The 13,512-nt window shown below is 73.3% G+C and carries 13 protein-coding genes; 11 read left to right on the top strand and 2 right to left on the bottom strand.

The window, feature by feature from the left end; translation table 11 throughout:
* Window positions 1-9 precede the first annotated feature (9 nt).
* The 5 genes from BS72_RS24760 to mutM all read left to right on the top strand — a co-directional run bounded on the left by BS72_RS24760 (window position 10) and on the right by mutM (window position 3,990).
* A complete protein-coding gene (locus BS72_RS24760) occupies window positions 10-1,173 on the top strand; it encodes a cell division initiation protein (protein ID WP_037913699.1) in 1,164 nt (387 codons plus the stop codon).
* Window positions 1,174-1,355: 182 nt separating this feature from the next.
* Complete coding sequence (locus tag BS72_RS24765; protein ID WP_051951636.1) at window positions 1,356-1,961, top strand: YceD family protein; 606 nt, start codon at window positions 1,356-1,358, stop codon at window positions 1,959-1,961.
* 2 nt (window positions 1,962-1,963) lie between these two features.
* Window positions 1,964-2,137: a 50S ribosomal protein L32 gene (rpmF, locus tag BS72_RS24770; RefSeq protein WP_037913701.1), complete on the top strand. Its 174-nt coding sequence runs from the start codon at window positions 1,964-1,966 to the stop codon at window positions 2,135-2,137.
* A gap of 19 nt (window positions 2,138-2,156) precedes the next feature.
* Window positions 2,157-2,924 (top strand): ribonuclease III, encoded by a 768-nt coding sequence (rnc, locus tag BS72_RS24775; protein ID WP_037913702.1) that lies wholly within the window; start codon window positions 2,157-2,159, stop codon window positions 2,922-2,924.
* 178 nt (window positions 2,925-3,102) lie between these two features.
* The gene (gene mutM, locus BS72_RS24780) at window positions 3,103-3,990 is read left to right on the top strand and encodes a bifunctional DNA-formamidopyrimidine glycosylase/DNA-(apurinic or apyrimidinic site) lyase (protein WP_037913704.1); all 888 of its coding nucleotides are present in this window, start codon (window positions 3,103-3,105) and stop codon (window positions 3,988-3,990) included.
* A gap of 55 nt (window positions 3,991-4,045) precedes the next feature.
* On the opposite strand, the gene BS72_RS38730 is transcribed toward mutM, so the two are convergent.
* Together BS72_RS38730 and BS72_RS38735 are read right to left on the bottom strand one after the other, a co-directional pair.
* Window positions 4,046-4,483, bottom strand: coding sequence for a CAP domain-containing protein (locus BS72_RS38730; protein WP_232792527.1), 438 nt, complete (start codon window positions 4,481-4,483; stop codon window positions 4,046-4,048).
* Window positions 4,462-4,932, bottom strand: a complete 471-nt coding sequence (locus BS72_RS38735) for a hypothetical protein (RefSeq protein ID WP_232792528.1) — start codon at window positions 4,930-4,932, stop codon at window positions 4,462-4,464. Before BS72_RS38735 ends, BS72_RS38730 begins: the two co-directional genes overlap by 22 nt.
* Before the next feature lie 162 nt (window positions 4,933-5,094).
* Here BS72_RS38735 and BS72_RS24790 point away from each other — a divergent pair, with 162 nt between their 5' ends.
* The 6 genes from BS72_RS24790 to ftsY all read left to right on the top strand — a co-directional run bounded on the left by BS72_RS24790 (window position 5,095) and on the right by ftsY (window position 13,309).
* Window positions 5,095-5,376, top strand: a complete 282-nt coding sequence (locus tag BS72_RS24790) for an acylphosphatase (RefSeq protein ID WP_037913707.1) — start codon at window positions 5,095-5,097, stop codon at window positions 5,374-5,376.
* A 308-nt stretch (window positions 5,377-5,684) separates the two neighbouring features.
* Window positions 5,685-5,885, top strand: coding sequence for a hypothetical protein (locus tag BS72_RS24795; RefSeq protein ID WP_037917511.1), 201 nt, complete (start codon window positions 5,685-5,687; stop codon window positions 5,883-5,885).
* Between the two features lie 429 nt (window positions 5,886-6,314).
* Window positions 6,315-8,486 (top strand): chromosome segregation SMC family protein, encoded by a 2,172-nt coding sequence (locus tag BS72_RS40015; RefSeq protein WP_232792529.1) that lies wholly within the window; start codon window positions 6,315-6,317, stop codon window positions 8,484-8,486.
* Window positions 8,372-10,207 (top strand): AAA family ATPase, encoded by a 1,836-nt coding sequence (locus BS72_RS40020; protein WP_232792671.1) that lies wholly within the window; start codon window positions 8,372-8,374, stop codon window positions 10,205-10,207. The genes BS72_RS40015 and BS72_RS40020 overlap by 115 nt, the downstream gene beginning before the upstream one ends.
* Before the next feature lie 239 nt (window positions 10,208-10,446).
* Complete coding sequence (locus BS72_RS24805) at window positions 10,447-11,862, top strand: sugar porter family MFS transporter (RefSeq protein WP_037913709.1); 1,416 nt, start codon at window positions 10,447-10,449, stop codon at window positions 11,860-11,862.
* Between the two features lie 241 nt (window positions 11,863-12,103).
* On the top strand, window positions 12,104-13,309 hold the full coding sequence (ftsY, locus tag BS72_RS24810) for a signal recognition particle-docking protein FtsY (protein WP_037913710.1): 1,206 nt from the start codon (window positions 12,104-12,106) through the stop codon (window positions 13,307-13,309).
* The last annotated feature ends 203 nt before the right edge of the window (window positions 13,310-13,512 follow it).

Consider the following 13,512-nt stretch of genomic DNA (forward strand, 5'->3'; position numbering starts at 1 on the left):
GCTTCCGCTGTGGACGTCCAGAAGAAGCTCGACGACATCGTGGCGACCGTCAACAGCGCGCGGTCCATGCCCATGTCGGCCTCCTGCGTGGTGAACCGGGCCGAGCTGCTGGCCCTGCTCGGGGAGGTCTCCGCCAGCCTCCCCCAGTCGCTGGCCCAGGCCGAGGAAGTCCTCGGCGAGCGCGAGCGGATGGTCGCCCAGGCGCAGGCCGAGGCGCAGCAGATCATCGACACCGCGCACGCCGAACGCGGCTCCCTGGTCTCCGACACCCAGGTGGCCCGCCAGTCCCAGGACGAGGCCGAGCGCATCCTCGCCGAGGCCCGTCGCGAGGCCGACGAGATCCGGGCCGAGGCCGACGACTACGTCGACAGCAAACTCGCCAACTTCGAGGTGGTCCTCACCAAGACCATCGGCTCGGTCGACCGGGGCCGGGAGAAGCTGCTCGGCCTCGACCCCTACGGCGACGCCGGCGAGTACGGCGAGGACGACGTCGAGGCCCCCGAGCGCAGCTCCGACCCCGAGACGCTGCGCCGCCGCGCCGACGACTACGTCGACGCCAAGATGCGGGCCTTCGAGACCGTCCTCAGCAAGACCCTGGAGGCCGTCGGGCGCGGTCGGCTCAAGCTGACCGGGCACCGGCCGATCGACGACCTGGCCGACCACATCGCCGCCGCCGACGCCGAGGGCGGCGCCGGGCCGCGGCAGTCCGACGACGACTACATGGCCGGCCTCGCCGCGCCCGCCGCCGGCCCGCAGGACCTGAGCCGGTACGGCTACACGCCCGCCGCCGCCCAGGCGCCGCAGGAGGCCCCGGCCGCCGCGGGCTACTACCAGCAGCAGCCCGAGTCCTACCCCCAGCAGGGCGGCTACGACCCCGAGGGCTACCCGCGGCAGCAGCCGGAGTACGCCCGGCAGGCATACGACCCCTACGGCGCCGAGCAGGGCTACCCGCAGCAGGCCGATCCCCGCCAGGGGTACGAGTACGGCGGCCAGGGCTACGTCCAGCCGGACGGCACGATCGCGGGCCAGCCCTACCCCGGGCCGCCGCAGCTCCCGTACCAGCAGGCACCCCAGTACGGGCAGCAGCCCGCCGCCGCACTGGACGAGACGAGCTTCTTCGACACCGGCATGATCGACCTCAACCGGCTCAGGGAGCTGGAACAGGGCCTCTGAGGCGGGTCCGCGCCCCGCGGGCGGGGCCGACCACGGGCGGCCGCCAGGCCGGGCGGGTGCCGCGTTTGGGTGGGGGCGTCCGGTCCAGTATCCTGTCAGCTCCAGCCGTGTCACGCACCGGCGCTTCGGCCTGCCCGTCCGCAAGGCGCGGGCCCCGGCCGTACCGATGAAAGCAGGAAGCCCTGAACACCCGCCTCGACCACCGCAACCCCCTCGTGTTCGACACACACGAGCTGGGGCGGCGTCCTGGTGCGATGAAGAGGCTCTCCCGCACCGTCCCGGCGCCCGCGGACCTCGGTATCGCCGGGGTCATCGCGGTGCCCGAGGGCGCCGACGTCGAGCTGGACCTCCGCCTGGAGTCGGTGATGGACGGCGTGCTGGTCACCGGTACCGCCCACGCACCGGCGACGGGGGAGTGCGTACGATGTCTGGAGCCCGTGGAGCGCGAGCTCGCCGCGGACTTCCAGGAGATGTTCTCCTACCCCGACGCCGACACCCGGACCGCCGTCAAGGCCGACCCCGGTGACGACGCCGAGGATGAGGGCACGCTCCACCTTGAGGACGACCTGTTCGACCTCGAACCCGTGCTGCGCGACGCGGTGGTGCTCGCACTGCCGATGCAGCCGGTGTGCCGGGAGGACTGCCCCGGTCTGTGCCCCGAGTGCGGGGTGCGGCTGGCGGACGAACCCGACCACCACCACGAGGCCGCCGACATCCGTTGGGCGGCCCTGCTCGAATTCCAGCAGAACGGTGCCGGCGACGGCGCCGACGAGAACCAGGAGAAGTAGCCGTGGCTGTTCCGAAGCGGAAGATGTCGCGCAGCAACACGCGCCACCGCCGTTCGCAGTGGAAGGCTGCGCCCGTGAGCCTGGTGGCGTGCGAGCGCTGCCACGAGCCGAAGCTCCAGCACATCGCGTGCCCGAGCTGCGGTACCTACAACCGCCGTCAGGTCATCGAGGTCTGATCGGCAGGTGACAGGCTCCATGTCGTCCACGTCATCCGCGCCCGACGCCCCGGTGTCGAAGAAGGCCGAGACGGCCGCGACGGACAAGGCCTCGTCCCATGCGGTGCTGGAAGGGCGGCTCGGGTACACACTCGAACCCGCCCTTCTGGTGCGTGCGCTCACCCACCGCTCGTACGCGTACGAGAACGGCGGGTTGCCCACCAACGAGCGGCTGGAGTTCCTCGGGGACTCCGTGCTCGGCCTGGTGGTCACCGACACCCTCTACCGCACCCACCCGGACCTGCCCGAGGGCCAACTGGCCAAGCTGCGGGCCGCGGTGGTCAACTCGCGAGCGCTGGCCGGGGTGAGCCGCGGGCTCGACCTGGGCGCGTTCATCCGGCTCGGCCGGGGCGAAGAGGGCACCGGCGGGCGGGACAAGGCATCAATCCTCGCGGACACCCTTGAAGCTGTGATCGGTGCGGTCTACCTCGACCAGGGCCTCGACGCGGCTTCCCAGCTGATCCACCGGCTCTTCGACCCGCTCATCGAGGAGTCCTCCAACCTGGGCGCAGGCCTGGACTGGAAGACCTCTCTCCAGGAGCTGACCGCCGCCGAGGCGCTCGGTGTCCCGGAGTACGTGGTCACCGAGGCCGGACCGGACCACGAGAAGACCTTCACGGCTGCCGCCCGCGTCGGTGGTGTCGAGTACGGCACCGGCACCGGCCGCAGCAAGAAGGAAGCCGAGCAGCAGGCCGCAGAGTCCGCCTGGCGGTCCATCCGCGAGGCGTCCGCCTCCTCGGCCTCCTGATCGATCCGCACCACCCCGGGCCCGCGCCCCGGTCGTACCCGCCTCCGGCGGTGTGCGCCGGGGCGCGGGCCGCGGGCGGTTTCCGGGCCGGACCCGGTTGCCGCCCCTGACCTGCCCCCTGACCACGGTCCGGCCGCACCGGGGACGTCCGGCCGGCCGCGACGGCAGAGAGGAAGCCGTGCCGGAGCTACCCGAGGTGGAGGTCGTCCGCCGCGGCCTCGCCCAGTGGGCCGCGGGCCGCACCGTCGCCGAGGCGGCCGTACTGCACCCCAGGGCCGTGCGGCGGCATCTCGCCGGCGCCGAGGACTTCACCCGGCGGCTGCGCGGCGCCCGGCTGGGCACGCCCCGCCGCCGCGGCAAGTACCTCTGGGTGCCGCTCCAGGACGCGTCCGGCACGGCGGAGCCGGAGGAGGGCACCGCGCTCCTCGCCCACCTCGGCATGAGCGGGCAGTTCCTGGTCCGCCCGGAGGAGTCCCCCGCCGAGACCCACCTGCGGGTCCGGTTCGTCTTCGACGACGTCGTCGACACCGACCTCCGCTTCGTCGACCAGCGCACCTTCGGCGGCCTCTCGCTCCACGACACGCTGCCCGGCGACCCCGACGGGCTGCCCGCCCCCCTCGCCCACATCGCCCGCGACCCGATCGACCCGGCCTTCGACGACGACGCCTTCCACCAGGCACTGCGCGGCAAGCGGACCACGATCAAGCGCGCGCTGCTCGACCAGTCCCTGATCAGCGGGGTCGGCAACATCTACGCCGACGAGGCGCTGTGGCGCAGCAAGCTCCACTACGAGCGGCCCACGGCCACCATGACCAGGCCGCGCACCACCGAACTGCTCGGCGCCATCCGTGCCGTGATGGGCGACGCGCTGGCCGCCGGCGGCACCAGCTTCGACAGCCTGTACGTCAACGTCAACGGCGAGTCCGGCTACTTCGACCGGTCCCTGGACGCCTACGGCCAGGAGGACCGCCCGTGCCGCCGCTGCGGCACCCCGATCCGGCGCCGCCCCTGGATGAACCGCTCCAGCTACTTCTGCCCGCGCTGCCAGCCCGCCCCCCGCTCCTGACCCGCGGCGACCGCGGGGTTCGGGCGGTCCGCCGGGGCGCCGGCGGCGAACGCGGTCAGTAGCCGAAGTCCTGGGTCCACCAGGGGCCGCCGGTGCCGAAGTGGACGCCCACGCCGAGGGTCTTGTAGTCGCAGTCGAGGATGTTGGCGCGGTGGCCGGCGCTGTTCATCCAGGCGTCCATGACGGCCTGGGCGTCGGCCTGGCCCATCGCGATGTTCTCGCCGCCGAGGTTGGTGATGCCCAGCGCCTTCGCCCGGTCCCAGGGCGTGTGGCCGTCCGGGTCGGTGTGGTCGAAGAAGCCGCGCGCGGCCATGTCGTCGCTGAAGTTCTGGGCGAGTGTGTCCAGGGAGGAACTGGCCGTCAGCGGCTGGCAGCCGGCCGTGGCCCGCTGCTGGTTGACCAGGGTGAGGATCTGCGCCCGGGCCGCCGCCACCGTGCTGGTGGCCGACGTCGCGGTGGCGGTGGCCGGGTTCAGCGCGGCGGAGGTCGGCACCGGGGTGGTGGGCGCGGCGCTGGTGCGGGTCGGCGTCGGGCGGCGTGGGTGGGGGTCGGGGCGGGAGTGGCGGTACGCGAGGGCGTGGCGCTCGGCGTGGGGGCCGCGCTGCCCGCCGTGCCTGTCGCGGCGGACGAGCCGGAGCCCGCGGTGGCGGCGCCGGAGGCCGGTGAGGAGGTGGCGCCGAGCGGAGAGGGCGAGTTGCCGCCGATCGTGTCCTGGTCCGGCCCGTCGGCCCGCGTGGTGGGCGTGTCGGCGCCGTCGACGTGCTTGAGGCCGTCCTCCACCTGGGTCAGCAGGCCCGAGGAGACGGCGACCGCGCCCACCGTGAGAGCGGCCGAGGACGCCAGCAGGCCGGTGCGTATCGGGTGGTGCCGGCGCCGGCCGCGGTGGCCGCGCGGGGCCGGCTGCGGGGCCGGGGGCTGGGCATGGCGGCTGTGACGCCCCATCGCCGCACTCCTGACTGCTCGTCGGGCGGATGCCGCGGCGGACCGGGCGACCCAAGACGCCCGGGTGTACTCCGAACGGGTGAATCTGCTGAGTGGGGACTGTAGCGAATCGCGCCGGGGTTCGAGGTGAGGTGGACCGATCCAGCGGGATAGCGTGCCCACATGAACGAGAATGTCCGGCTGACCGCCTGGGTGCGCGGCCGTGTCCAGGGCGTCGGCTTCCGGTGGTGGACGCGCGCCACCGCGCTGGAGATCGGCGGCCTGATCGGCTACGCGGGCAACCTCGCCGACGGCCGGGTCCAGGTCGTCGCCGAGGGGCCGCGCGCCACCTGCGAGCGGCTGCTGGAGTCGCTGCGGGAGGGCGCCACGCCCGGGCGGGTCGACGGCGTGACCGAAATCTGGGGCGTGGCCAGGGGCGGATACGACGGATTCGAGATCCGCTGAGCCGAACCCGTTGCCTTCCGGGCGATCACGTGCCAGGCTGCCCCCAGGCGAGGATGATCGGAATGGCCCTCGCGCCCCGCGGGCGGCCCGCGGCGCCGGTGCGGCGCCGTGTTTTCTGAGGCCGATCCGGCGCTTGGGCTGTGATCGTGTTGACCGCCCCTCTTTTTGGTGAGACGCTGAAAGCCCCGCGCATCGTGGCACCGTTGATTATCCGGCAGGACGCCACGGCTGTGAGCCTGCGCGGGAGCGTACCCCTCACCCACGACCACCTGCCCCGGTCGGTCACTCAGCGTGGAGGACCATCCATCATGGCAAAGGCGCTTCTCGGTTACGTCGGCGGCCCCGACCCGCGACTCCTCGCCGAGATGCGAAGGCTGCAGCGGCGCGTCCAGGATCTGGAGGCCGAGCTGATCCGCATGCAGGCGGAGAACGACGCTCTCACTGTGGCATCGCACGAAGAGTCGCTGCTCGGCATCGACGTGAACCACGCCGAGCCCGCGCTGGCCTGATCGGGCGTCCGCCAGGCCCGGCAGGCCCGGTATCCGGCCACGCTCGACTGTTCGGTTGTTCGACTCCTCGACTGCCTGAACGCACGACTGTTCGGTCGCGCCGACGGATTCGACTCTCCGTGGCCACCCGGCCCGGCGTGATCCGGCTCGGTGCGGCCACCGTCCAGGACGCCGCATTCCCGCGGCAACCGCAAGGGGCGCCTTCCACGGCGTCCCTTCTTTTCTGCCCTCTCGTCCGTCCGCCCCGTGTGGTGCCCGCCCTCTTGGTGTGCCCGCCCCTTCGTCCGCCCCGGCCCCGCCCTGCTTCCCGGCCCCGGTCACGCTCCGTTCCCGCACGCCCCAATGGCCCCTCGCGCCTGGCGCGCTTACGTCTGATCTGCCCTGCGCTGTCCTCGGTGAAACCGGTCACGGCGGGTAGAGTCGACCGGCGTGCATCTCAAGAGCCTCACGCTGCGCGGCTTCAAGTCGTTCGCCTCGGCGACGACGCTGCGCTTCGAACCCGGAATCACCTGCGTCGTCGGGCCCAACGGCTCCGGCAAGTCGAACGTGGTCGACGCGCTGTCCTGGGTGATGGGCGAGCAGGGCGCCAAGTCGCTGCGCGGCGGCAAGATGGAGGACGTCATCTTCGCCGGCACCACCGGCCGCCCGCCGCTGGGCCGCGCCGAGGTGTCGCTGACCATCGACAACAGCGACGGCGTGCTGCCCATCGAGTACGCCGAGGTGACCATCACGCGGATCATGTTCCGCAACGGCGGCAGCGAGTACCAGATCAACGGCGACACCTGCCGGCTGCTCGACATCCAGGAGCTGCTGTCGGACTCCGGCATCGGCCGCGAGATGCACGTCATCGTCGGGCAGGGCCAGCTCGACTCGGTGCTGCACGCCGACCCGATGGGCCGCCGCGCCTTCATCGAGGAGGCCGCCGGCGTCCTGAAACACCGCAAGCGCAAGGAGAAGGCGCTGCGGAAACTCGACGCCATGCAGGCCAACCTGGCCCGCGTCACCGACCTCACCGGTGAGCTGCGCCGCCAGCTCAAGCCGCTCGGCCGGCAGGCCCAGGTGGCGCGCAGGGCCGCCGTCATCCAGGCCGACCTGCGCGACTCCCGGCTGCGGCTGCTGGCCGACGACCTCGTCACCCTGCGGGAGGCACTGCGGGCGGAGGTCGCCGACGAGGCCGCGCTCAAGGAGCGCCGGGACGCGGTGGAGGCGGAACTGGCCGCGTCCACCCGGCGCGAGGCGCAGCTGGAGGAGCAGGTCCGCGCCCTCACCCCGCGGGTGAACGACGCGCAGGCAACCTGGTACGCGCTCTCCCAGCTGACCGAGCGGGTGCGCGGCACCATCGGCCTGGCCGAGCAGCGCCACCGGCACGCCACCAGCCAGCCCGCCGACGAGCGGCGCGGCCGCGACCCGGAGGACATGGAGCGCGAGGCCGCTCGGGTCCGCGAGCAGGAGGCCGAACTCGAAGAGGCCCTGGACGCCGCCGAACGGGCTCTGGAGGACACCGTCGCCCACCGCTCCGAGCTGGAGCGGCGACTCGCCGAGGAGGAGGCCCGGCTCAAGGCCGCGGCGCGCGCCATCGCGGACCGCCGCGAGGGCCTGGCCCGCCTGAACGCCCAGGTCAACGCCGCCCGCTCGAAGGCCGTCGCGGCCGAGGCGGAGATCGGCCGGCTCGCCGCGGCCCGCGACGAGGCCCGTGAGCGGGCGGAGTCGGCGCAGGCCGAGTACGAGGAGCTGCGCGCCCAGGTCGACGGGCTGGACGCCGACGACACCGAACTCGACGCCCGGATCGAGGCCGCCCGCGCCGAACAGGCCGCGGCCGAGGAGGAGTACAGCTCCGCGCGGGACGCCGCGGCCGCCGCCGAACGCCGCCGGGCGGCGGTGGCGGCCCGCCGCGACGCGCTCGCGCCCGCGCTGCGCCGCAAGGACGGCAGCGGCGCGCTGCTGGCCGCGGGGGAGCGGGGCGAGGGGCAGGGCGGGGTGCTGTCCGGGGTGCTCGGCCCGGCCGCCGCGCTGCTGCGCGTCGCCGCGGGGTACGAGGTGCCGGTCGCGGCGGCGCTGGGGGCGGCGGCGGACGCGGTGGCCGTCTCCGGCCCGGCCGCCGCGGCGGAGGCACTGCGGCTGCTGCGCAAGGAGGACGGCGGCCGGGCCGCGCTGCTGCTGGCAGGCGCCCCGCAGCCGGACGCGGCACCGGTCGGGGCGGCGTCGGTGGCGGCGGAGTCCGGGGCCGGTTCGGTGTCGGTGGCGGAGCCCGGGCCCGCGTCATCGGCGGCCTCGGCGTCCGCCCCGGCTGCGGGGCTCGGAGCCGCGGAGCCCGCCGCGTCCACCGTCGGGGCGGCCGAAGCCGGGCGGGTGCCCGCCCCAACGGACGGCGGGCACCGCCCCGCCGCGGCCGCCGACCACGGCGGGTCGCCGGCGCCGGGCGCTGTCCCCGCCCCCGCCCGGCCGGAGCGTCCGGCCTGCCGCAGGGTGCGCGTCCGGCCGTCGACCTGGTCACCGGGACGGCCGAACTGCTGCCGGCGGTGCGGCGGCTGCTGCGGGACACCGTCGTCGTCGGCTCCCTGGAGGACGCCGAGGCCGTGGTGGCCGCCCGCCCCGAGCTGACCGCGGTGACGGCCGAGGGCGACGTGCTCTCCGCCCATCTCGCCCAGGGCGGGTCGGCCAAGGCGCCCAGTGTGCTGGAGGTGCAGGCGCAGGTCGACGAGGCCACCGCGGAGCTGGAGCGGCTGGAGCGGGAGTGGTCCGGGCTCGACGAACGGCAGCAGGCGGCCAAGGAGCGCCGGGCCGCCGCCGCCCGGTCGGCCGACGAACTCGGCAGGCGGCGCCGGGCCGCGGAGAAGGAGAAGGCGTCGGTCGCCCAGCAGCTCGGCCGGCACGGCGGCCAGGCCCGGGCCGCGGCCGGCGAGGCCGAGCGGGCCGCGGCGGCGGTGCTCCGCGCCGAGGAGGCGCTGGCGGCGGCCCGGGAGGAGCTGGAGGAGCTGTCGTACCGGCTCGGGGAGGCGCAGGAGCAGCCCGGCGAGGAGGAGCCGGACACCTTCACCCGCGACCGGCTGGCCGCCGACGGCGCCAACGCCCGCCAGACCGAGATGGAGGCCCGCCTCCAGGCGCGCACCCACGAGGAGCGGGTCAGGAGCCTGGCCGGCCGGGCGGACTCCCTGGACCGGGCCGCCCGGGCCGAGCGGGAGAGCCGGGCGCGTGCCGAGCGGCACCGGGCCCGGCTGGCGTACGAGGCGTCGGTGGCGGTCGCGGTGCTGGCAGGTACCCGCGGCCTGCTGGCGTGTGTTCAGGTCTCGCTGGAGCGGGCCGAGGCCGAACGGGTGGCCGCCGAACGGGCGAGAGCCGAGCGTGAGGAGCGGCTGGGGGCCGAGCGGCGGCGCGGCCGGGAGCTCAAGGCCGAACTGGACAGGCTCACCGGCGACGTCCACAAGGGGGAGGTGCTCGGCGCCGAGAAGCGGCTGCGCATCGAGCAGTTGGAGGCCCGGGCGCTGGAGGAGCACGGCATGGAGCCGGCCGGCCTGGTGGACGAGTACGGCCCGGACCAGCCGGTGCCGCCCTCCCCGCCGGCCGAGGGCGAGGTCCTGCCGGAGGACCCCGAGCACCCGCGCAACCTGCCCCGGCCGTTCGCGCGTGCCGAGCAGGAGAAGCGGTTGCGGGCGGCGGAGAAGGCGTACGCGCAGCTCGGCAAGGTCAACCCGCTGGCCCTGGAGGAGTTCGCGGCCCTGGAGGAGCGGCACAAGTTCCTCACCGAGCAGTTGGAGGACCTGCGCCGCACCCGGGCCGACCTGCTCCAGGTGGTCAAGGACGTCGACGAGCGGGTGGAGCAGGTCTTCGCCGCGGCCTTCCACGACACCGCCCGCGAGTTCGAGGGGGTCTTCTCCCGGCTGTTCCCGGGAGGCGAGGGGCGGCTGCTGCTCACCGACCCGGAGAACATGCTCACCACCGGGGTCGACGTCGAGGCCCGGCCGCCGGGCAAGAAGGTCAAGCGGCTGTCGCTGCTCTCCGGCGGCGAGCGCTCGCTGACCGCGGTGGCCATGCTGGTGTCGATCTTCAAGGCCCGGCCCAGCCCGTTCTACGTGATGGACGAGGTCGAGGCGGCGCTCGACGACACCAACCTCCAACGGCTGATCCGGATCATGGAGGAACTCCAGCAGAGTTCCCAGCTGATCGTGATCACCCACCAGAAGCGCACGATGGAGGTCGCCGATGCCCTGTACGGAGTCTCCATGCAGGGTGACGGAGTCTCGAAGGTGATCAGTCAGCGGTTGCGGGACGGAAAGCGGGGAAGCAGCCATTCGGGTGATCTTGGGCCCGTTCAGCCCGCATGATCGTTCAAGAGGTGAACGCATTGGTTGTTATACAAGGGCTACACGTTTGATACATCGCCCGCTTAGCGCCGCCGAATGCGCGGCATGAGGCTTCTTTCCTGATTTTTGTATTTGAAACTTGTATGCATAAGCTGGCGCGTCCTGCCAATACGTTCGAGTGGTGGCCGCCACAAGGCGGCCCAACACTTGAAGATCAGACCCTCATGCGAGGGCTCACCGGCGAGCCCCAGGAGCGCAATGTGACCAGCACCGCATCAGCGGCCGGTACCCACCGGCAGCCACCTTCCGAACACCTCGGCCATGTCGTCTTCATCACCGCCGCCGCGGCCATGGGCGGATTCCTCTTCGGATACGACAGCTCGGTCATCAACGGCGCTGTCGAGGGCATCCGCGACAAGTACGACATCGGCTCCGCCGCCCTGGCGCAGGTCATCGCCATCGCCCTGATCGGCTGCGCCATCGGCGCCGCCACCGCCGGCCGGATCGCCGACCGGATCGGCCGTATCCGCTGCATGCAGATCGCCGCCGTGCTCTTCTTCATCAGCGCCATCGGCTCCGCCCTGCCGTTCGCCCTGTGGGACCTGGCCATGTGGCGCGTCATCGGCGGGTTCGGGATCGGCATGGCCTCGGTGATCGGCCCCGCCTACATCGCCGAGGTCTCGCCGCCGGCCTACCGCGGCCGGCTGGCCTCCTTCCAGCAGGGCGCCATCGTGCTGGGCATCGCCGTCTCGCAGCTCGTCAACTGGGGCATCCTCAACGCGGCCAACGGCAACCAGCGCGGCCACCTCCTCGGGATCGAGGCGTGGCAGCTGATGCTCGGTGTCATGGTGATCCCCGCGGCGATCTACGGCCTGCTGTCCTTCGCCATCCCCGAGTCCCCCCGCTACCTGCTCACCGTGGGCCGCGAGAAGGACGCGCGGAAGGTGCTCGCCGACGTCGAGGGCACGGACAGCGACCTGGACGCCCGGGTGGCGGAGATCCGCACCGCGATGCACCGCGAGCACAAGGCGAGCTTCAGCGACCTGCTCACCTCGACGCGGCGGAACTTCCTGCCGATCGTGTGGATCGGCATCGGCCTGTCCGCCTTCCAGCAGCTGGTCGGCATCAACGTGGCGTTCTACTACTCCGCGACGCTGTGGCAGTCCGTCGGGATCAACCCCAGCAGCTCGTTCTTCTACTCCTTCACCACGTCCATCGTGAACATCATCGGCACGGTGATCGCGATGATCTTCGTGGACCGGATCGGCCGCCGCCCGCTGGCGCTGATCGGCTCGTCCGGCATGGCCATCGCGCTGGCCCTGGAAGCGTGGGCGTTCTCCCACAAGCACGGCGCCACCCTGCCCAACACCGAGGGCACGGTCGCCCTGATCGCCGCCCACTGCTTCGTGCTCTTCTTCGCCCTGTCCTGGGGCGTGGTGGTCTGGGTCTTCCTCGGCGAGATGTTCCCGAACAAGATCCGCGCCGCCGCCCTCGGCGTGGCCGCCTCGGCCCAGTGGATCGCCAACTGGGCCATCACGGCGAGCTTCCCGAGCCTGGCGGACTGGAACCTGTCGGGCACCTACGTGATCTACGCGTGCTTCGCCGTACTCTCCATCCCCTTCGTGCTCGCCTTCGTCAAGGAGACCAAGGGCAAGGCCCTGGAGGAGATGGGGTAGCCCCTTCCACCGCGCCGCGGGAGGGGTGGCCCCTCCCCGCGTTGCGGGTGCGCACCGGCACGCTGCCGGCGGGTGAGAGGACCCGCCGGCAGCGTCGTCGTGTGTCCGGCCGGCGCGTGGCCCCGGGCCGGGGCGGCCGCCGGCCGTCGGGCACGGCCCGCGGGAGGTCCGCCGGCGGGAGGGAGATCTCACCCGCCGGAAGCACGGTATTGGGACGGGAAAGCCCTAGGCTGGGTGGGTTATGGAAATCGTGATCCTTGTCGTCGTCATCGCCCTGGTCGTGGTCCTCGGGGCCGGCGGGCTCGTCATCGGCAGCCGCCGCAGGAAGCAGCAGCTGCCGCCCCCGCCGAGCAGCCCCACGATCACCAGGCCCCCCGCCGAACCGCACGTGGGCGAGGAGGCCGAGACTCCCAAGGAGGAGTCCCCCCGCACCATCGAGGAGGTCGGCCTGCCCGGCGCGACCGCCGCGCCCGAGGCGGTCGAGGAGGTGCCGGTCCCGGAGCAGCCCGTCATCGAGCAGCCCGAGCCGGCCGCCGGACGGCTGGTGCGGCTGCGCTCCCGGCTCTCCCGCTCCCAGAACTCCCTCGGCAAGGGCCTGCTGACCCTGCTTTCGCGGGAGCGGCTGGACGAGGACACCTGGGAGGAGGTCGAGGAGACCCTCCTGACCGCCGACGTCGGCGTCACCCCCACGCAGGAGCTCGTGGACCGGCTGCGCACCCGGGTGCGCGTCCTGGGCACCCGGCACCCCGAGGAGCTGCGGCAGCTGCTGCGCGAGGAGCTGCTCACGCTCGTCGACCCGACCCTCGACCGCGCCCTGAAGACCGACAGCCACGAGGAGTCGCCGGCCGTCCTGCTGGTCGTCGGCGTCAACGGCACCGGCAAGACCACCACGACCGGCAAGCTCGCCCGGGTGCTCGTCGCCGAGGGCCACAGCGTGCTGCTGGGCGCCGCCGACACCTTCCGGGCCGCCGCCGCCGACCAGCTCCAGACCTGGGGCGAACGGGTCGGCGCCCGCACCGTCCGCGGCCCCGAGGGCGGCGATCCCGCGTCCATCGCCTTCGACGCGGTCAAGGAGGGCATCGCGACCGGCGCCGACACCGTCCTCATCGACACCGCCGGCCGGCTGCACACCAAGACCGGCCTCATGGACGAGCTGGGCAAGGTCAAGCGGGTCGTGGAGAAGCACGGCCCCGTCGACGAGGTGCTCCTGGTCCTCGACGCCACCACCGGCCAGAACGGCCTGGTGCAGGCGAGAGTCTTCGCCGAGGTGGTGGACATCACCGGCATCGTCCTCACCAAGCTCGACGGCACGGCCAAGGGCGGCATCGTCGTCGCCGTTCAGCGCGAGCTGGGCGTCCCCGTCAAGCTGATCGGGCTCGGCGAGGGCGCGGACGACCTCGCGCCCTTCGAGCCGGAGGCGTTCGTGGACGCCCTCATCGGCGGCTGAGCCACCGGCGGCCGCGGCGGCGGGAGAACCGCGGGCCTCCACCGGGCGGTCTGCCCGAGCAGTCCCACCCGTAAGGGGCACCCCTCCTCAGGGGTGCCCCTTACGCGTTGCCCGACGGTGTCCTGCTGACGGCCGTGCCGTCCGGCTGCTGCGGGGCGCCGGACAGAACAGGTGCCCGAGACGGGGGCGGGAGGCCGTGGAGG

The organism is Actinacidiphila yeochonensis CN732 (assembly GCF_000745345.1).
In the GTDB taxonomy this organism is placed as follows: domain Bacteria; phylum Actinomycetota; class Actinomycetes; order Streptomycetales; family Streptomycetaceae; genus Actinacidiphila; species Actinacidiphila yeochonensis.